A 19,357-nucleotide genomic window follows, 5' to 3' on the forward strand; every position below is an offset into this window, starting at 1 on the left:
CAGAACGAAGGCCCCGTTCCCGCCGCGAGGCGGGGACGGGGCCTTTCCGCGTACCGGATCAGGAACTGCTGCTGCTGCTGGACGAATCGCTGCCGCCGCCGCCACCGCCGAACGAGCTGCCGCTCGAATCGGAGCCGCCGCCGGACCAGCCGCCGCCACCACCGGAGTCCGAGCCGCCACCCGACCAGCCGCTGCCGGAGTCGCTCGACGAGCTGCCGCTGCCGACGTTGTGCTGCCAGGTGTGCTCGTCCGTCCACACCGGGTCGCCGGACGAGGTGTGCACGGGGCCGTGGTACCCACCGGGACGGCGCTTGGTTGCCTGCCCCCGGTTCGCGCCGCGCGTCGCCGCGATGACCGCGGCGGCGATGCCGACCACGACCAGGACGATGCACGCCAGCACGACAAAGAGAAGGATCATTGACTCCATCGGGTCAATGTAGACGTGGCGCGCCAGCGCCGCACACCGTCAGGAGCCGCCCCCGCCGCTGCCGGAGTCTCCGCCACCGCTGTTACCCGAGCCGCCGCCCCAGCCTTCCCCGGTGCGGCTGTCGAACTCCACCGTCCCCGCGCTGCGCGCGCTGTGCCCTTCACGGGTCTCCTCGTGCCGCTCGGCTCGGTCGATCCTGCGATGGTCGGCCCACAGGCCGTAGACCAGCAGCATCAGCAGCCCGGCGAGGATGAGGACGACCCAGATCTCCATCCGCCCGAGGGTAGGGTCACCCGGCAATCGCGTCCCGGGCACGGAGAAGGCGCGGGGTCGCCCCCGCGCCTTCTCGCGATGCTCAGCCCAGGTCGATCGTCGGGTAGAGCGGGAAGCCCTTGAGCAGGTCGGTGGTCTGCCCGGCGACCCGGTCGGCGACGCCGTCGGCCAGCACGTACGCGGCCTGGGACGGCTTGCCGTTCGTGGTGCCGGGTGTCGTGCCCGCGAGCACGGCGTGGATCAGCTCGGCGATCTGGTCCATCTCGGCCGTGCCCAGGCCGCGCGTGGTCAGCGCGGGGGTGCCCAGCCGGATGCCCGAGGTGTACCAGGCGCCGTTCGGGTCCTGCGGCACCGCGTTGCGGTTGGTGACGATGTTCGAGTCGAGCAGCGCCGACTCGGCCTGCCGGCCGGTGATGCCGTACGACGACACGTCGAGCAGCACGAGGTGGTTGTCGGTGCCGCCGGTGACCAGCTTCGCGCCGCGCCGCAGCAGGCCCTCGGCCAACGCGTTGGCGTTGTCGACGATGCGCTGCGCGTAGTCGCGGAACTCCGGGCGGCGGGCCTCGGCCAGCGCGACCGCCTTGGCCGCCATGACGTGCGGCAGCGGGCCGCCGAGCACCATCGGGCAGCCGCGGTCGACCTGCTCGGCCAGCTCGGACTGGCACAGCACCATGCCGCCGCGCGGGCCGCGCAGCGACTTGTGCGTGGTGGTGGTGACGATCTGCGCGTGCGGGATCGGGTCGAAGTCGCCGGTCAGCACCTTGCCCGCGACCAGGCCCGCGAAGTGCGCCATGTCGACCATCAGGGTCGCGCCGACCTCGTCGGCGATCTCCCGCATGATCCGGAAGTTCACCAGCCGCGGGTACGCCGAGTAGCCCGCGACGATGATCAGCGGCCGGAACTCGCGCGCCGACTTGGCCAGCGCGTCGTAGTCGACCAGGCCCGTCGCCGGGTCGGTGCCGTAGCTGCGCTGCTCGAACATCTTGCCGGAGATGTTCGGGCGGAAGCCGTGCGTGAGGTGGCCGCCCGCGTCGAGGGACATGCCCAGCATGCGCTGGTCGCCCAGCTCGCGGCGCAGCGCCGCCCAGTCGGCCTCGTTGAGGTCATTCACGTGGCGGGCCTGCGCCTTGGCCAGCGCCGGGCTCTCCACCCGCTGTGCCAGCACGGCCCAGAAGGCGACGAGGTTGGCGTCGATGCCCGAATGCGGCTGCACGTACGCGTGCTGCGCGCCGAACAGCTCCCGGGCGTGCTCGGCGGCCAGCGCCTCGACCGTGTCGACGTTCTTGCAGCCGGCGTAGAAGCGGCGGCCGACGGTGCCCTCGGCGTACTTGTCGCTGAACCAGTTGCCCATGGCCAGCAGCGTCGCGGGCGAGGCGTAGTTCTCACTGGCGATCAGCTTGAGCGACTCGCGCTGGTCGTGCAGCTCCGCGCCGATCGCCGCGGCGACGGCCGGTTCGACGGCACGGATGGCATCCAGCGCGTGGCGGTAGGCCAGAGACTCGCTGGACAGGGACGCGTCAGACATGCGGACCTCCTGGACGATACGGAAGAGGCCCAGGCGCACGGCACAGCGTCACGATGACGGAGCCGCTCCCCGATGGTGACCCATCCCAGCGCGCCAGTCACGGCCCAGGGCCAGCCTAACAACCCGACCGCCGCCGCGCCCGCCACCGCACCCGCCACGCCCACATCCCGGGCACCACACCCATGTTGATCATGAAGTTGTGGCAGGGACACGCCGACGAGCCGTGCCATAAGTTCATGATCAGCGCGGCGGGGTGGGGTGGGTCAGCCGAGGGCGCGGTCGAGGTTGTAGGCGGCGGAGATGAGGGAGAGGTGGGTGAAGGCCTGGGGGAAGTTGCCCAATTGCTCTCCCGTTTTGCCGATCTGCTCGGCGAACAGGCCGACGTGGTTGGCGTAGGTGAGCATCTTCTCGAAGGCGAGGCGGGCCTCGTCGAGGCGGCCGGCGCGGGACAGGGCCTCGACGTACCAGAAGGAGCACATGGAGAAGGTGCCTTCCGCACCGCGCAGGCCGTCGGGGCTGACCGCGGGGTCGTAGCGGTAGACCAGGGAGTCCGACACCAGGTCCTCGGCGAGGGCGTCCAGGGTGGACAGCCACTTGGGGTCGGTCGGCGAGACGAACTTCGCCATCGGCATCATCAGCAGCGCCGCGTCCAGCACCTCGGCGTCCTCGTGCTGCACGAACGCCTGCCGGTCCGTCGAGAAGCCCTTGCGCATGATCTGGTGGTAGATGTCGTCGCGGGTCTGCCGCCAGTGGGGCAGGTCCGCCGGCAGGCCGCGGTGCGTGGCCATGCGGATCGCCCGTTCGATGGCCACCCAGCACATCAGCCGCGAGTAGAGGAAGTTCCGGCGGCCGCCGCGGGTCTCCCAGATGCCCTCGTCGGGCCGGTCCCAGTTGCCGCACACCCAGTCGACCAGCCCGGTCACCTCCTCCCAGCGGTCGCTGGAGATCGGGTGCGCCCACTTGTCGTACAGGTAGATCGAGTCGATCAGGGCGCCGTAGATGTCCAGCTGCAGCTGGCCGACCGCGTTGTTGCCGATGCGCACCGGACCCGAGCAGCGGTATCCCTCCAGGTGCGGCAGTTCCTCCTCGGGCAGCTCGGTGCGGCCGTCGATGCCGTACATGATCTGCAGCGGGCCGTCGGGGCCGTCACCGCGCAGCGCCACGTGGCGGTCCAGGAAGTCCATGAACGCCCCGGCCTCCTCGGTGAACCCGAGCCGCAGCATCCCGTACAGGCAGAACGCGGCGTCGCGGATCCACACGTAGCGGTAGTCCCAGTTACGCTCCCCGCCGATCTGCTCCGGCAGGCTGGTCGTGGCGGCCGCGACGATCGCCCCCGTCGGCGCGTAGGTCAGCAGCTTCAGGGTGAGCACCGAGCGGTTCACCATCTCCCGCCACCGGCCCCGGTAGTGCGAGGTCGACAGCCACCGCCGCCAGTAGCGCACGGTCTCGGTGAACTGCTCCTCCGCCTCCGCCAGCGGGCACGACCGGGGCCGCACCCGGTCGGAGACCCGGTCCAGCGCGAACACGGCCGTCTCGCCCTCGCCGAGGGTGAACTCCGCCCGCGCGTCGCCGTCCTCGATGGCGACCTCGACGCTGCTGGTCAGGGCCAGCGACAGCACGTCGCAGCTGAACAGCACCCGGTCGCCCTCGCGCCGCAGCGTGTGCGCCCGGCGGCCGTAATCGAAACGGGGCGCGACCAGCGCCGTGAAGGGCAGTTTGCCGCGTACGCAGATCACGCGCCGGATCAGCCGGTGCCGGTCCGCCTCGGTGGGGTCGCCGACGATCGGCATGAAGTCCTGGATCTCCCCCACCCCGTCGTAGGCGTAGAAGCGGGTGATCAGGACGTTGGTGTCCGGGAAGTAGAACTGCTTGGTCTGCGCCGGGACGGCGGCGGCCAGCTCGAACCGCCCGCCGCGGTCGGCGTCCAGCAGCGCGCCGAAGACGCTGGGCGAGTCGAACCGCGGGCAGCAGTACCAGTCGATGGTCCCGTTCATGCCGACCAGCGCCACGCTGCGCATGTCGCCGATCAACCCGTGATCGGCGATCGCCAGGTAGCGGCCGTCGGTTCCCCCGTCCCCCACACCGCCAGCATATGACCGGAATGCCCCACTCGCCCCCCGTCAACCGCACCGGGCCACGGGAGGGCCGGCTGCGGTTTCGGGGAAGTGCAGGTTCGGGCGGCGGGATTCGCGCAGTTTCCCGGAAACTGCACGAGTCAGGACGGCAGGGTGATCGTCTTGCCGGGGGCGGCCATCGTGCCGGGCGGGCACCACCAGGTCATCACGTCGGCCACGAGGCGGCCGGCGCGGACCGCGGGGTCCTGCTCGGCCAGGCGGCGGGCCTCGTCCAGGGAGCCGGTGCGGAAGAAGACCAGGCCGCGCAGCGACTCGTCGGCGGGCTCGACCACCGGGCCGTTGGTGACCACGTGGCCCGACGCGCGCAGCCCGGACAGGTACGCCAGGTGCTCCGCCTGGATGCGCGCGGACTCCGCGTCGTCGTACTCGGGCGGGTTCGCCGGACGGCGCAGCATGACCAGCTCGAAGGACTCAAGTTCCATGCGGCACAGTGTGCCCGGCCGCCGGACCCGTCCGGCAGCGGCCTGAGCGGCGGACGGGCTCAGACGGGCTCAGGCGCGGGTGCGCTCGGGCCCCGGCTGTTCCGCCTCGACCCGGCGCAGTGCCTGGATCGCGCCGTCCAGGCTGACCCCTAGCGCCCGGGCCGCGGCGCGGTAGGCACGGGCCGCCTCGTCGAGCCGGGCCATCGCCTCGGCGGGCGGCAGGTCGGGGCGGCGCTCGGCGACCGTGGTGCCGTGCCGGACCCGGCTCACCACCAGGCCCGCGGCCTCCAGCTCCCGGTAGGCGCGGGCCACCGTGTTCACGGCCAGGCCGATGTCCGCGGCGAGCTGCCGGATCGTCGGCAGGTGCGCACCCGGGGCCAGTGTCCCCTCGGCGATCTGCGTGGCGATGCCCGCCCGCACCTGCTCGTACGGCGGCACGGCACTGTCGGTGTCGATCTCCAGTCGCATCGGACGCTCTCCCGGTCGCGCGGTCAGAATGCGGTGATGCTCGCCGGGGCGCGCTCGGCGCGGCTCAGCGCGCGGATCACCGCGGCCTGCCCGTGGCGGCGCACGGCGAGCTCGCTCAGCAGCGCGAGCACCGGGTCGAGCACCTCGCGCGGCTGGTCGGGGGTGGGCACACCGACGCTGTACGCCAGGTCGTCGGAGTGCACGGTGATCTCCATCAGCCGGGTGACCAGGAAGTCGTCCAGCCGCATCGCCCACGGCCCGGCAGGCGGGCTGACCAGGCGGTCGACGTGCTCCTCGGCGAGCAGCGTACGCAGCTCGGACACGGCGCGATCAGTCTGCTCCGCCAGCTCGCGCGGACCGGCCTCGGCGAGCGCCTCGCCGCCCTTGCGGACCCGCACGTTGGTCTCGGCGTCGATGGGGGCGTCGATCCAGGTCACCCGGCTGTAGTGGTCGGCGAGGGCGACCGGCGGCCCGTCCGGGGCGGGCGCGGCCAGCACCCGCGGCACGTTCACCACCTGCGAGGCGAGGTGTCCGGCCAGCCCGGCGACGGTGAAGGCCGCCAGCGCGCTCGGCTTCGCCCAGGCGGCCGCGACGGCGGGGTCGCCGACCAGGGCGGCGGCCGACGCGGCGGCCCGCAGGTATGCCTCGCGTACCGCGCTCATCCATGCCTCCGGGGTCGCCGACCATCTCCGCCGAACACCCTAACCCGCGATCGATCCGCGCACCGGACGGCGGGACCGCCGGGCCGCACGCACTGACCGTGGGGCGTACGCCGCCGTATCCCGCTCGCGGAAGGACCGTTCTTGATGATTGACCCGGACCGCCGACCCCCGCGTGCTCCGGGCCGGGACACCTGACCGCCGCCGAAGGGATCGATCGTGCACGACGGCTCGCTGCTCACCGCCGAACGGACCCGCCCGGCCGTGCCGGCACCCGGGCCGGTTCCCGTCGCGGGCCGGACGCCGCGCCCGGTCGCGATCGCCGTGCTCGCCGGGGCGGGGCTGACCGTCGCCGCCGCGGTGCTGGCCGCGATGCGAATACTGCCCGCGGGCTCGCGGGCGGGAGCCTGGCGTTACCGGTACGTCGGCTGGTTCTCCTGGGAGATGCTGCTGCCGTTCGCGGGCGGCCTGGCCGCGGTGCTGGCGCTGCTGTGGCTGACCCACCGGCTCGGACAGCGCCGGGAGCGGCTGGTCGTGGGCATGTGGCTGGCCGCCGCCGTGCCGCTGCAACTGGTCGTGCGCGCCGCCGACGAGGTGTCGCTGGGCGCGGTCGTCGCCAGCGACCGGGCGAACTCGTTCTACACGCCGTCGCTGCGCTTCACCGCGTACGAGTACCTGACGCGCTTCGAGGAGATCGTGCACGCGCTGCCGCAGCACGCCCGCTCGAACATGCCCGGCAAGACGCTGCTCTACCATCTGCTCGGCACGCTCACCACCAACCCGGCCGCGCTCGGCATCGCCATCACCGCGGTGTCCAGCCTGGCCGCGCTGCTGGTGTACCTGCTGGTGCGCGAAGTGCTCGACGACCGCCGCGTCGCGCTGTTCGCGCTGATCCTGTGCCTGCTGGTGCCGGGCCGGCTGTACTTCCTGCCCATCCTCAACGCCGTCTCCCCGGTGCCGATCCTGTTGTCGCTGTGGCTGTTCACGCGCTACCTGCGCCACACGCACTGGGCCTGGGCGGTGGCGCTGGGCAGCTCGCTCTACCTGGTGTTCTTCTTCGAACCGCTGCCGCTGGTGATGGGGCTGACCTTCGCCGCGCTGGCCGCCCTGGCGCTCCACCGGCGGCGGCTGGACTGGGTGGCCCTGCTCAAGCTGGTATCGCTGACGCTGGCCGCCTTCGCCGGGGCGTACCTCGGCACGAAACTGCTGTTCGGCTACGACCTGTTCGTCAACCTGGCCGAGGTGCTGGCCGACGCCACCGACTTCAACGAGCGCGCGCATCGGCCGTACGACGTCTGGGTGGTGCGCAACCTCGGCGACTTCGCGCTCTGCGCCGGGATCGCGGCGGCCGTGCTGGTCGGGTACGCCGCCTGGGACGCGGTGCGCCGCGGCGTGGCCCGCCCGATCGCCGCGCTGACCCTGTCCGGGCTGGCCGTGCTGGCCTTCCTCGACCTGGTCGGCATCAACCGCGGCGAGACCACCCGGCTCTGGATCTTCCTCGCGGTGTTCCTGATGATCCCGGTGGCCTGGGTGTGCGCCCGCTCGCCCCGGGTGTGGCCGTTCGCCGTGGTCACGGCGGCGCTGATGCTGCAGGTCGCGACCACCACGCCGATGATCGCGTTCATCCGCCCCTGATCAGGCCCGATGCTGCGCCCCTGTCCTGTCCGGACAGGGGCGCAGCGCCGTATCAGCGGGCGTACCGGTAGACGCCGATCCCGTCCTTGGTCGGGCAGGTCAGCATGGTCGCGTTCGCCGAGCAGTAGCCGGTGACGGCCAGCTGCCCGAGGGCGACGTCGTCGCCGGTGGCCAGTTGATGGCCGGAGACTCCCGACTGGCCGATGACCAGCAGGTTGCCCGGCTCGATCCACATCGCCGAGCCGTCCAGCTCGGCCAGTGGAGTTCCGTCGACCGCGAGCACCGCCGACGGCTCCCCCATGGCGAGCAGCCCCACCCCCGACGGGAGCACCCCGCGCACCATGCCCTTGAGGTCGCGCTGCCAGACCGTCGCGCCCGAGTGCGCGTCGACGGCCGTCAGCTTGGCGCTGTCACCGGTGTCGTCGGTGACGGCGCAGAACACGCCGCCGGCGGCGCACGGCGACGGCCAGGACCCGGCCAGTGTCGCCTGGAGGGTGGCCTCGCTCGCGGCGGCGGACCCGTCGAGTCGCAGCGTGCCGACCTTGGCCCCGGCGAACTGGTACAGCGTCCCGTCGACCACCGTCTCCTGGCGCAGCAGGTCCGGTCCGGCCGACAGCACCGGCGCGGCGAGTTCCCGCTCGACCTTGCCGCTGACCACGTCACGCACCTGCACCCGCCCGTCGGCCAGGTGCAGGACCACGCGCCGGTCCGCGGGCACCCGTGCGGTGAGGCCGCCGACGACGTAAGACTCGGCCAGGGTGCGCATGGCGTTGGTGCCCGACTGGGCCACCCGGTCGGTGACCGTCCACCGCGCCTTGCCGGTACGCAGGTCGAGCGCCTCGGTCACGCCGCGCTGGACCCAGGTGATCACGAGCGTGTCGTCGTAGAGGACCCGGTCGGTGTCGTTGAAGGAGTACGGCAGCGTCCACATGATCTTCCCGGTGGCCGGGTCGACCGCGATGATCGTGTCACTGCCGTCCTTGATCAGCGGGTTGTCGAAGCCCTGCTCGGTGAGCAGCAGGATCGCCCCGGCGGACACCTCGAAGCCGTTGGTGTCGCCGAACTTGCCCAGCGACAGCGCGGGCCACAGCGCCTTGCCCGTGGTCAGGTCGACCGCGCCGACCCACTCCGTGCCGTCCTCGGCCATCCACATCGCGTACGAGCGCTCGCCTGCGGTCGAGGTCATGCCGAAGCGCACCGGCCCCGTGAATCGGATGACCGGCGCGGCGGAGCCGTCGAACGGGACGAAGTCCGTCGCGGCGGGCAGCGCGGGCAGCACCGGGCGCACCGGCGTGGCGGCCGGAGCCAGCACGGCCTGCGCGCCGAACAGCGCGGCGACCACGGCGGCCCCGGCGGCGAGCAGGCCGCCGAAGGAGCGGCGGCGGCGCTGGGCCGCTCGGGCGCGCACCGCGGACAGCTCCGGTGGCGGCACCGCGTCCACCCGGTCGGCCAGCCTCGCGTAGAAGCGTTCCAGCTCAGTTGACATGGCTGCGCTCCCCCAGGGCGGTGGCGAGCCCGGCCCGCCCGCGGGCGAGCCAGGACTTGACGGTGTTGACCGGCACCGACAGCTCCACGGCTATCTCCGCCACGGGCTGGTCGAGCAGGTAGTGCATCGCCAGCACCCGGCGCTGGTCGATGGGCAGCGTCTTGAGGGCCGCGACGACGGTCATCAGCTCCTCGTCGGGGGGCGGCACGTTCGGGGGGTCGGGCAGGCCGGTGGAGCGCCGCACGGTCAGCCGCCGCCACCAGTCGGTGGCCAGCCGGGTCACCACCAGCCGCAGCCACGCCTCGGGGTTGTCGTAGCGCTGCAGGGACGCCCAGCGCTGCCAGGCACGGGCGTACGCCTCCTGGGTGAAGTCCTGCGCCTCGGCCAGGCCACCCGTGAGGCCGTACGCGAAGCGCATCAGCCGCGGGGCGGTGCCGCGGTAGAACGCCTCGAAATCTGACACTGTCACCTCTGGAACACGGGCCGGGCCCGCGCCAGGTTGCGGCACCGCCGGGCTTTCCCGGCCGGGCCGTCCGGCAGACTGGGCGGGTGTTGTCTGACGCGGCCGAAACCGACCTGCCCGTACGGGAGGCGCTGCCCACGCTACTGGCGGCCCTGTCCGGGAACGGCGCGGCGGTGCTGGTCGCGCCGCCGGGATCGGGCAAGACCACGCTCGCGCCGCTGGCGATGGCGGGCGCGGTCACCGGCCGGGTGGTCGTCGCCGAGCCGCGCCGGGTCGCCGCCCGCGCCGCCGCCCGCCGGATGGCCGAACTGACCGGCACGCCGCTGGGCGGGCCCGTCGGGTACAGCGTCCGCGGCGACAGCCGCACCAGCGCCGCGACCAGGGTCGAGGTCGTCACCACCGGCCTGCTGGTGCAGCGGCTGCAGCACGACCCGGAGCTGGCCGGGGTCGGCGCGATCCTGCTCGACGAGGTGCACGAGCGCCAGCTCGACTCCGATCTGGCGCTGGCCTTCACCACCGACGTGCGCGCCGCGCTGCGCCCCGACCTGCGGTTGGTGGCCGCTTCGGCGACCGCGCAGGCCGAACGCCTGGCCACGGCGCTGGGCACGGGCACCCCGGTGGTCACCGCCTCGGGCACGCCGCACCCGATCGAGGTCCGCTGGCGTCCGCCGACCGGCCCGGTGGACGCGCCCTACGGGCTGCGCGTCGACCCGCGCCTGCTCGACCACGTCGCGGCCGTGATCCGGGAAGCCCTGCGCGGGGCCGACGGCGACCTGCTGGTGTTCCTGCCCGGCGCGGGCGAGATCGACGGCGTCGCCGGGCGGCTGGCCGGCCTGCGCGCCGAGGTGGACCTGCTCACCCTGCACGGCCGCCAGGCCGCGGGCACCCAGGACGCCGCGCTGCGGCCGGGACCCCGCCGCCGCGTGGTGCTGGCGACCGCGGTCGCCGAGAGCAGCCTGACCGTGCCGGGGGTGCGCGTGGTCGTCGACGCGGGCCTGGCCCGGGTGCCGCGTACCGACCTGGGCCGCGGGCTGGGTTCGCTGGTCACGGTCCGGGCCTCGCGGGCCTCGGCACACCAGCGGGCCGGGCGGGCCGGGCGCGAGGGGCCCGGTGTCGTCTACCGGTGCTGGTCGCAGGCCGAGCACGAGCGGCTGCCCGAGCACCCCGACCCCGAGATCGCCCACGGCCGACCTGACCTCGTTCGTGCTGCAACTGGCCTGCTGGTCCAGTGCGGACGGCGCGGGCCTGGCCCTGCTCGACCAGCCGCCCGCGGCCGCCGCGACGGTCGCCCGCGAGACGCTGACCGCGCTCGGCGCGCTCGACGGTGACGGCCGCGTCACCGCGCGCGGCCGGGCGATCGCGGGCGTCGGCGCGCACCCGCGCCTGGCCCGCGCGCTGCTCGACGCCGCCGCCGAACTCGGCCCGCACCGCGCCGCCGAGGTCGTCGCCCTCCTCGGCGCGGACACCCCGATCAGCACCGACGACCTGGCCGCCGCCTGGCGGCGACTGCGCGACGGTGCCGACGCGGCCGCGAGCGCCGCCTGGCGCACCGAGGTCCGCCGCCTGACCGGCAGCCTGCGCGGCGGCGACAGCGTCTCCGCCGACCCTGTCGCCGCGTCCCGCGGAGCCCGTAGCCGGGCAGCGGATTCCGGACGGGCCGGAGTCTCAGGCCGCGCCGCCGAGTCGGGCCGGGCGGGCGAGTCTCAGCGGACAGGCACCGCACGTCTGACCGACGACCTGGCCGGTGCGCTGGTGGTCGGGCTGGCCTTCCCGGAACGGGTCGCGCGGGTCCGGGGTGCGGGCAGCCGGGCTTATCTGATGGCCGGAGGCACCGCCGCCGAGCTGCCGCCGGGCTCGCCGCTGACCGGGGTGCCCTGGCTGGCGGTGGCCGCCGCGGACCGGCAGCCGGGCAGCAGCTCGGCCCGGATCCGGCTGGCCGCCGCGACCGACGAGGCGACCGCACGCCAGGCCGCTGCCCCGCTGCTGGTCACGGGCGAGGAGATCGCCTGGTCCGACGGGGACGTGGTGGCCCGGCAGGTGACCAGGCTGGGCGCGATCGTGCTGGCGGAGCGCCCGCTCGACCGGCCCGACCGGGAACTCGTGGCGCAGGCGCTGGCCGAGGGCCTGCGCCGGGAGGGTCTGCGGCTGCTGCGCTGGACCCCGGAGGCGACCGCGTTGCGCGAGCGGCTGGCGTTCCTGGCGCACGCGCTCGGCGAGCCGTGGCCCGCGGTCGACGACGCGTCCCTGCTGGCCGACGCCGGCCAGTGGCTGGGCGGGGCGCTGCACACCGCTCGCCGCCGCGACGACCTGCAGCGCGTCGACGTCGCCGCCGCGCTGCGCACCCTGCTGCCCTGGGCGCAGGCGGCGCAGCTCGACCAGCTCGCCCCGGAACGCCTGGAGGTGCCCAGCGGATCCCGGATCCGCATCGACTACACCGACCCCGCCGCGCCGGTGCTGGCGGTGAAGGTGCAGGAGGCGTTCGGCTGGACGCAGACCCCCCGGCTGGCCGGTGGCCGCGTGCCCGTCGTGCTGCACCTGCTGTCCCCCGCCGGCCGCCCCGCCGCGGTGACCGGCGACCTGGTCTCCTTCTGGCGCAACGGCTACCCCCAGGTCCGCGCCGAGCTGCGCGGCCGCTACCCGCGCCACCCGTGGCCGGAGGACCCGACCACCGCCGAACCGACCCGCCGGCTGCAACCCCGCAACCCCTGACCCGGTCAGCCGCCCTTGATCGCGACGATCTTGCTTGAGCGGTGGGTACGACACGCAGCTTTCGGGCGAACCGGCAACAGTTCGCGCAAGATCGTCGCGATCGAGGCGGGGCGGCGCGAGGCGATGTGGCCTGGGGAGCGCGGGTTGGACCGTAGAGTGGCTGCGTGGGCCTCGTACACACGGTGGGTCTGGTGCTGCATCCGCAGCGTGACTCCGTGCCCGCGATCGACACCATCATGGCGTGGGCCCGCCGCCGCGACGTCACCGTGCTCGGGCTGCCCGACGAGGTGGACCGGATCTTCTGCGGCGCGGTCGCCGTCGACCCGCGGGAGCTGGCGGAGCGGTCCAGCCTGCTGGTGAGCCTGGGCGGCGACGGCACCATGCTGCGCACCATGCGGCTGGGCGCGGGCCGGACCACGCCCGTGCTCGGGGTCAACCTCGGCCGGCTCGGCTTCCTGCCGGAGATCGACGTGGACGGGCTGCCCGCGGCGCTGTCCGCGATCGACAACCAGCACTACTCGGTGGAGTCACGGCTGGCGGTGCGCACCACGCTGCCCGGCGGCCACGAGGTCACCGCGTTCAACGACATCGCGCTGTGCCGCATCCCCGGTGACGGCCTGGCCGGGGTCGCCATCACCGTCGAGGGGCACGCGTTCGTACGCTATGCCGCCGACGCGGTCATCGTGGCCACGCCCACCGGCTCGACGGCGTACGCCTTCTCCAGCGGCGGCCCGATCGTCTCCCCCACCGTGCGCGCCGTGCTGGTGACGGCCGCCGCGGCGCACTCCAGCTTCAACCGCGCGCTGGTGCTCTCCGCCGACGAGGCGCTCGCGCTGCAGGTGCTGGAGAACAGCGGCCGGCTCGCGGTGGAGGTCGACGGCCGCGTCGACGGCCACGTGGAGGCGGGCGACCGGCTGGCGATCACCGCGATCGCCGACGCCGCCCGGGTGGTGCGGCTCGGGCTGACCACGTTCTACGAGCGGGCCCGGCGCAAGCTCCAGGTGCGCGGCAGCGCCGAGGTCGACGGGCCCGCCGGCGCGCCGCCGTCGCATACGGCACCATGAGCGGCGTGCTGATCCGCCGCGAGACACCCGCCGACGTCGACGCCATCCGCTCGGTCACCGAGGCCGCGTTCGGGCCGTTGTACGCGCCCGGCCCGGCCCCCGAGCCGGGGCTGGTCGACCAGCTGCGCGCCGACGCCGGCTGGCTGCCCCAACTGTCGCTGGTCGCCGAGGTCGACGGCGAGGTCGTCGGGCACGTGGTGTGCACCCGGGGCCGCGTCGGCGACACCCCGGCCCTGGGCCTGGGCCCGCTCAGCGTGCGGCCCGGCCACCAGCGGTCCGGGGTCGGCAGCGCGCTGATGCACGCGGTGCTGGGCGCGGCCGACGCCCTCGGCGAGCCGCTGGTGGCGCTGCTCGGCGATCCCGGCTACTACAGCCGGTTCGGCTTCCGGCAGGCCGAGCAGTTCGGCGTGCTCGCCCCCGAGGCCGAGTGGGGCGTGCACTTCCAGGCCCGGCCGCTGACCGGGTACGACCCGGCGGTGCGGGGAGTGTTCACCTACGCGGAACCGTTCCTCCGGCTGTAGCCGACTAAGATCGCCACGAGGACCGGACCGGAGGTGACCGTGAGCGACGAGCAGCAGGCAGGCGTCGCCTGGGCATGGACCGCGCCGCTGCGCAAGGCCGCCTCCCGGATCCGCCCGACCGGCCCAGCCGGCATCGCCGACGACGATGACGACGCGGCGCGCGGCTCCGTCATCGACTGCGCGGTGTACGTGGACGGCCGTCGCCGACCGGGTGCGTGCGACTACGACGGTCTGGCGACCGTGCGGCAGACCCCCGGCTCCTTCCTCTGGCTGGGCCTGCACGAGCCGAGCGAGGCCGACTTCGCCCCCATCGCCAAGCGGTTCGGCCTGGACGAGCTGGCGGTGGAGGCGGCGACCACGCGCCGCCAGCGCCCCAAGATCGAGCACTTCGCGGACGTGACCCTGTTCGTGATGCGCACCACCCGGTACGTGGAGCACTCGACGCTGACCGAGACCTGCGAGGTGGTGGAGACCGGCTCGGTCGTGCTGTTCATCGGCGACGGCTACGTGATCACGGTGCGGCACGGTCCCGCGGGGCCGCTCGGGCCGGTGCGCGCCGACCTGGAGCGGCGTCCGGATCGTATGGCGCAGGGCCCGTGGGCGGTGGCGCACGCCGTGGCCGACCGCATGGTCGACTCGTACCTCGAGGTCGCGGTGGCGTTCGAGAACGACATCGACGAGCTGGAGGACCACGTCTTCGCGCCCCAGTCGCAGAACCGGGCGGCGCAGATCTACCAGCTCAAGCGGGAGCTGATGGAGTTCAAGCGGGCGGTCGCCCCGCTGCAGCACCCGCTGGCGGCACTGATCGACGACAAGGAAGGGCTGCCCAAGGAGATCCGGCGCTACTTCCGCGACGTCAACGACCATCTGCTGCGGACGGTGGAGCGCATCGTCACCTACGACGACCTGCTCAACTCGATCCTGCAGGCGCGCCTGGCGCAGCTGTCCGTCGACCAGAACAACGACATGCGCAAGATCGCCGCCTGGGCCGCCATCGCGGCCGCGCAGACCGCGATCGCCGGCATCTACGGCATGAACTTCGACTACATGCCCGAACTGCACTGGAAGTACGGCTACGTGATCGTGCTCGCGCTGATGTTCGTCGTCGCGTCCGCGATGTACCGCGCCTTCCGCCGCTCCGGCTGGCTGTGACCCGCCTCGGGGCGGCGCGAACACGCACCGCCCCGGCAAACCCGCTCAGCCGACCCGGTAGGGCCGCATCATCTCGTTGTCCTCGTGCTCCAGCAGGTGGCAGTGCCACACGTACTGGCCGGCCAGGTCGAACGTGGCCTTGATCCGGGTGATCTCGCCGGGCAGCGCGATCACGGTGTCCTTGGTGCCGCGCTCGCCCGGCTCCGGCGGCTGCTTGCCGTCCACGCCCCGGCCGAGGATCTCGAACTGCACCAGGTGCAGGTGGATCGGGTGGGCGTCCTGGCTGAAGTTGTGCAGCTCCCAGATCTCGGTGGCGTTGAGCTTCGGGTCCTCGGTGATCGGGTGGTCCCAGTGCATCGGCATGGCGTGGCCGTCGGGGCCGACCGTGCCGAGCATCAGCTCGATGGACTGGTCGTGGCCCAGTTCCTCGTCCAGCGACAGCTGCCGGGTGTTGTCGGCCCGGCCGATCGGCTTGATCCAGGGCAGGTCGAGGTCCTCGGGCGGGGTGCTGCGGTCCTTGCCGGTGAGCCGCCCGACGGTGAAGCGCATGACCTGGCCGGTGGTGGCCGGGTCGGACGGGTTGAAGGTGCCGTTGTAGGGCTCGTCCGGCCCTTCGTTGATGAGGTAGAACTCGGTGCCCGCACGCTGGCCGGTGAAGTCGAGGATGACGTCGGCGCGCTCGGCCGGGCCCATCAGCAGCTGCTGGAGCTTGGCCGGCTTGGGCAGGAAACCGCCGTCGTTGCCGATCTGCCAGATCGGCAGGGCGACCGGGGCCGGGCGCGGCGCGAGCGGGTCCGTGGTCACCTTCATGATCAGCACGCGGCCGTTGCAGCCGTTGAGGAAGCGCAGCCGGTAGCGGCGCGGCTCGACCTCCAGCTCCGGCCAGGTGTTGCCGTTGACCATGATGGTGTTGGCGAAGAACTCCGGGTTCCAGATCGGCGGGAACGGCCCCTCCGGGATGTACGGGCCCGCGTCGTCGGCGAACGCGCGGCTGGCCGGGTAGAACAGCGAGCCGTCGGCGTTGAACGAGCGGTCCTGCACCACCACCGGGATCTCGTAGTAACGCGTGCCGGGCTTGTCGCCGAGCTGCGGCGCCGGGCCGGGCAGCACTCCCTTGGGCAGATCACCCTTGCCGCCGCGCAACAGGTAGAAGCCCGCGAGTCCGGCGTACACGTTGACGCGGGTCACGCCGAGCGTGTGGTCGTGGTACCACAGGGTCGAGGCGCGCTGGTCGTTGGTGTACTGGAAGGTCGCCGTGCCCGGCTTCCAGGCCGCCGCCCCGTAGCGCCGCTCGAACTCCTCCCCGAACTCGTCGTAGAACGTGCCGACGGTCGCGTACCCGGCCGGGATGTTGCGCGCCTTCGGCAGGTACCACGCCTCCGGGTAGCCGTCGCTCTCCTCGTGGGAGTGGCCGCCGTGCAGGTGGGTGACGATCGGCACCGGCCCCCGGTACGGCCCCGGCGTCGAGGTGAACGTGGGCCGGGTGTCGCGTCCGGCGTCGCCGCCCGGCGGGTTCGCCCAGTGCAGCGTCGGGTCCACCGGCAGCAGGTGCGGGCGGAAGTCGCCGTAGGAGTCGACCAGGTCGTTGACCCAGGTCACCCGCACCGGCCGGTCCACCCGGGCCTCGATGGTGTCCGACGGGCTGCGGAAGCTGCGCGGCTTCGACACGTCGCCGTAGCCCCAGACTGTGGTCTGCGGCAGGTTCGACGGCAGGATCTGCTGCCGGAACTGGCGCACCCCGATCAGGTAGCGGGCCACCCCGCCCTCCTCGCGGTGTGCCGGCGGCATCACCGACGGCACCGCCAGCGGCGTCACGTACTTGCGGATCTTCGCCGGGTCGAGCGTGCCCGCCCGGCCCTGTCCCACCGCCCAGGCCCAGCCGGCACGCTGGGAGAGCACCGTGGCGGCACCCGCGGCCGCCGTCGCCTGAAGAATCCGCCTGCGGTCGACCATGTCGTACACCCTCCGCCGCCCCCGCGCGGCGTTCACGAAGCTGCGGCGGAGCGTCGGGCACCCCGCGAGACGCCGCCCCCGTGCGGCGCCTGCCAGGAGGAACGACTCAATCGACCTTGGGACACGTGCACGGCGGCGTCCCGGACCGGCGACCGCACCGCCGGACCGGGACGCCGCGACGGTCAGCTGACCCGCAGGTCGTCGATCACCCAGTACCAGTTGTTGCTCGCGTTGTAGTGGCGGAGGCGGGCACGGTGACGGTCGGCGTCTCAGCCCTGGCCCGAGCGTCGGTGTGGCAGCGCTTGACTGGCTTACGCGCGGTTCCGGCTCGACTGGGTGCGGCCCCAAACTCCTCGTCGGCAAATGACCAGCCGCGCCACTCGTTGACCCCACCGGGCGGCATCGCCGCACGGGTTCACCTCGTGCGGAAGTGTCGTACACGGAGCCTAGGATCATCACCATGTCTGATGTGGATAGCTGCTCTGGAGCGATGCGGTCGGGTCGTTGTGGCCCGAGCCAGCTGTGGGCGCTGTTCGCGCAGGGCGGTCCCGTGTCGGCTGCTGGCGGTGGTCGGGGTTGAGCGGGCGGGGGCGGGTGTTGCGTGCGGTTGCCGCACCGTTCGTGGCGGCGGGGCCTTCGGGTGTGTCGGTCCGTGACCGGCTCAAACACCTCACGCCAGCCGATGAGCGGGTGTTGGTTCTGGTCGGGCGGCATCTGGGTGGGCTGGCGTCGGGGGATCTGAAGGCCCGTTGCCGCGACGGTCTCGGTCACGACGCCGGCCGGTGGGCGGAGCGGAAACGATCGCTGACCGTTGTGTCGTCGTCGCGGTGGGCTGGTTCGATCACCCGGGTCAGCCACGATCAGTGGGCACTGTCCCGGCGTAGTCTGGACGCGCATATCCGTGGCCTGGAGGCCGGGATCGCGATGCTGGCCTACCGCCTTGCCCAGCCGATCGGCCAGCCCGGCACCCGGCGTGCTCCGGGCGGGTACCGCTCTCGTGCAGAGTGGTTCGGCAAGCGCCGCCGTCTGGGCGTGCTTCGGGATCGGCACGCCGCGGCGATGCGGGACTGGCAGGACGGTCGGGTGCGGGTGGTGCGAGGTGGTGGCGGTTGGCCAACACCCGCCACCACCTCGACCAGGCTGGGATCACCGAGGCCCAGTGGCAGCAGCGGTGGCAGGCTGCGCGGTGGTTCCTGTCCGCCGACGGGGAGACCGGCAAACGGTACGGCAACGAGACGGTCCGGGTCACGCCCGACGGCCAGGTCAGCATCAAGCTGCCGGTGCCGCTGGCGCACTTGGCCAACACCGCCCACGGCCGCTACACCCTGACCAGCCGAGTCGGGTTCGCCCACCGCGGGCAGGCCTGGCGCGACCGTGTCGAAGCCGATCTGGCCGTGGCGTACCGCATCCACCACGACCCCGACCGTGGCCGCTGGTATCTGACCGCGTCCTGGCAGCAACCCACGGTCCAGGTGATCCCGCTGGAGGCGGCGCAAGCGGCGGGGATGGTCGGGGTCGACATGAACGACGACCACCTGGCCGCGTGGCTCCTGGACGTCCACGGCAACCCTGTCGGTGACCCGCGCCGGTTCGGCTACGACCTGTCCGGTGACGCCGCCCACCGCGACGCTCAACTCCGCCACGCCATCACCGGGCTGCTGCACTACGCCAAACGCGCCGGGGTGACCGCGATCGCGGTGGAGAACCTCGACTTCACCGAGCAGAAGACCCGGGAGAAGCACGGCCGCCGCAAACGGTTCCGGCAACTGATCTCCGGAATCCCCACCGGCCGGCTCAAAGCCCGCCTACTGTCGATGGCCGCAGCCCTGGGGCTGGCGGTCGTGCCTGTCGACCCGGCCTACACCTCGAAATGGGGGGCGCAGCACTGGCAGAAGCCGATGACATCGCCCCACCGCAAACCGACCCGTCACGATGGCGCCGCCATCGCGATAGCCAGACGCGCCCTCGGACACCGGATCAGGCGACGGACGCCACCGCCCCGCGACGACCAGAGCGATCGTCGCGGGCATCGGAGCGCCCAGGCCTCACCCGGTCCCTTAGGGCGTGAGGGACCCCGCCCCGGTGTACCCGGACCGCGCACACGATGCGCGCCGCCGCACACCGCCGCGAAAGCGGGCGACCAGCGTGCCCAACACCGTCCGGAGCACGCGACTGCGCATGAACAACACATGCACAGTCCATAGGAACGGTACGTGCCGTACTGCTTGCCACTGAAGGTGTTGTCCTTGACGCCGTGCTTGTCGGGCATGACGCCGGTGGCGATGGTGGACCAGCCGGGCCCGCTGGACGAGTTCGCCACCGGATTGCAGTAGAGCAGGCTCTCGCCGAGCGTGCCGCCGGCGGCCAGCGCGTCGAGCGTCGGCGCGTTGGCGTCGACGACCTTGGCCCAGTTCAGCCCGTCCATGCCGACCACGAGCACCTTCGGGCTGAGCGCGGCGGCCTGG

Annotated in this window: 15 protein-coding genes, 2 pseudogenes and 1 riboswitch; of the genes and pseudogenes, 6 read left to right on the forward strand and 11 right to left on the reverse strand. The window is 73.1% G+C overall.

The window, feature by feature from the left end:
- Nucleotides 1-58: 58 nt before the first annotated feature.
- The 7 genes from AB0B35_RS01350 to AB0B35_RS01380 form a co-directional block, all read right to left on the reverse strand.
- Nucleotides 59-427 carry a hypothetical protein gene (locus AB0B35_RS01350; protein ID WP_361039293.1) on the reverse strand — a complete coding sequence of 123 codons (369 nt, stop codon included), beginning with the start codon at nt 425-427 and terminating at the stop codon, nt 59-61.
- 39 nt (nt 428-466) lie between these two features.
- The gene (locus tag AB0B35_RS01355; protein ID WP_361039297.1) at nt 467-700 is read right to left on the reverse strand and encodes a hypothetical protein; all 234 of its coding nucleotides are present in this window, start codon (nt 698-700) and stop codon (nt 467-469) included.
- Nucleotides 701-782: 82 nt separating this feature from the next.
- Nucleotides 783-2,225 carry a glycine hydroxymethyltransferase gene (locus tag AB0B35_RS01360; RefSeq protein ID WP_361039299.1) on the reverse strand — a complete coding sequence of 481 codons (1,443 nt, stop codon included), beginning with the start codon at nt 2,223-2,225 and terminating at the stop codon, nt 783-785.
- Between the two features lie 20 nt (nt 2,226-2,245).
- Nucleotides 2,246-2,336: riboswitch (ZMP/ZTP riboswitch) on the reverse strand.
- A 152-nt stretch (nt 2,337-2,488) separates the two neighbouring features.
- Nucleotides 2,489-4,306 (reverse strand): glycoside hydrolase family 15 protein, encoded by a 1,818-nt coding sequence (locus AB0B35_RS01365; protein WP_361039301.1) that lies wholly within the window; start codon nt 4,304-4,306, stop codon nt 2,489-2,491.
- A 134-nt stretch (nt 4,307-4,440) separates the two neighbouring features.
- A complete protein-coding gene (locus AB0B35_RS01370) occupies nt 4,441-4,782 on the reverse strand; it encodes a YciI family protein (RefSeq protein ID WP_361039304.1) in 342 nt (113 codons plus the stop codon).
- A gap of 69 nt (nt 4,783-4,851) precedes the next feature.
- Nucleotides 4,852-5,250, reverse strand: coding sequence for a GntR family transcriptional regulator (locus AB0B35_RS01375; protein ID WP_360535907.1), 399 nt, complete (start codon nt 5,248-5,250; stop codon nt 4,852-4,854).
- Between the two features lie 23 nt (nt 5,251-5,273).
- Entirely contained in the window at nt 5,274-5,912 is a 639-nt protein-coding gene (locus AB0B35_RS01380; protein ID WP_361039307.1) for a maleylpyruvate isomerase N-terminal domain-containing protein, read from the reverse strand.
- A 216-nt stretch (nt 5,913-6,128) separates the two neighbouring features.
- Between AB0B35_RS01380 and AB0B35_RS01385 the strand changes: the two genes are divergently transcribed.
- A complete protein-coding gene (locus AB0B35_RS01385; RefSeq protein WP_361039310.1) occupies nt 6,129-7,544 on the forward strand; it encodes a hypothetical protein in 1,416 nt (471 codons plus the stop codon).
- Between the two features lie 52 nt (nt 7,545-7,596).
- On the opposite strand, the gene AB0B35_RS01390 is transcribed toward AB0B35_RS01385, so the two are convergent.
- Nucleotides 7,597-9,030, reverse strand: a complete 1,434-nt coding sequence (locus AB0B35_RS01390; protein ID WP_361039313.1) for a PQQ-binding-like beta-propeller repeat protein — start codon at nt 9,028-9,030, stop codon at nt 7,597-7,599.
- Nucleotides 9,020-9,499: a SigE family RNA polymerase sigma factor gene (locus tag AB0B35_RS01395; RefSeq protein ID WP_360535899.1), complete on the reverse strand. Its 480-nt coding sequence runs from the start codon at nt 9,497-9,499 to the stop codon at nt 9,020-9,022. Before AB0B35_RS01395 ends, AB0B35_RS01390 begins: the two co-directional genes overlap by 11 nt.
- 80 nt (nt 9,500-9,579) lie before the next feature.
- Between AB0B35_RS01395 and hrpB the strand changes: the two are divergent.
- The 4 genes and pseudogenes from hrpB to corA all read left to right on the forward strand — a co-directional run bounded on the left by hrpB (nt 9,580) and on the right by corA (nt 14,939).
- Nucleotides 9,580-12,202: pseudogene (gene hrpB / locus AB0B35_RS01400) on the forward strand (ATP-dependent helicase HrpB).
- Between the two features lie 164 nt (nt 12,203-12,366).
- Nucleotides 12,367-13,266, forward strand: a complete 900-nt coding sequence (locus AB0B35_RS01405) for an NAD(+)/NADH kinase (protein ID WP_361039315.1) — start codon at nt 12,367-12,369, stop codon at nt 13,264-13,266.
- Entirely contained in the window at nt 13,263-13,787 is a 525-nt protein-coding gene (locus tag AB0B35_RS01410) for an N-acetyltransferase (RefSeq protein WP_361039317.1), read from the forward strand. The genes AB0B35_RS01405 and AB0B35_RS01410 overlap by 4 nt, the downstream gene beginning before the upstream one ends.
- Before the next feature lie 39 nt (nt 13,788-13,826).
- The gene (corA, locus tag AB0B35_RS01415; protein ID WP_361039319.1) at nt 13,827-14,939 is read left to right on the forward strand and encodes a magnesium/cobalt transporter CorA; all 1,113 of its coding nucleotides are present in this window, start codon (nt 13,827-13,829) and stop codon (nt 14,937-14,939) included.
- A gap of 45 nt (nt 14,940-14,984) precedes the next feature.
- Here corA and AB0B35_RS01420 read toward each other — a convergent pair whose 3' ends face one another.
- Nucleotides 14,985-16,892 (reverse strand): multicopper oxidase, encoded by a 1,908-nt coding sequence (locus tag AB0B35_RS01420; protein ID WP_361039322.1) that lies wholly within the window; start codon nt 16,890-16,892, stop codon nt 14,985-14,987.
- A 1,109-nt stretch (nt 16,893-18,001) separates the two neighbouring features.
- Here AB0B35_RS01420 and AB0B35_RS01425 point away from each other — a divergent pair.
- Nucleotides 18,002-19,096, forward strand: a complete 1,095-nt coding sequence (locus AB0B35_RS01425; RefSeq protein ID WP_361039681.1) for a hypothetical protein — start codon at nt 18,002-18,004, stop codon at nt 19,094-19,096.
- 11 nt (nt 19,097-19,107) lie between these two features.
- Here AB0B35_RS01425 and AB0B35_RS01430 read toward each other — a convergent pair.
- Nucleotides 19,108-19,332, reverse strand: a pseudogene (locus tag AB0B35_RS01430) (alkaline phosphatase family protein); the annotation flags it as partial.
- Between the last annotated feature and the right edge of the window lie 25 nt (nt 19,333-19,357).

Origin of the sequence: Catellatospora sp. NPDC049133 (assembly GCF_040648455.1) — a bacterium.
Classification (GTDB): Bacteria; Actinomycetota; Actinomycetes; order Mycobacteriales; family Micromonosporaceae; genus Catellatospora; species Catellatospora aurea.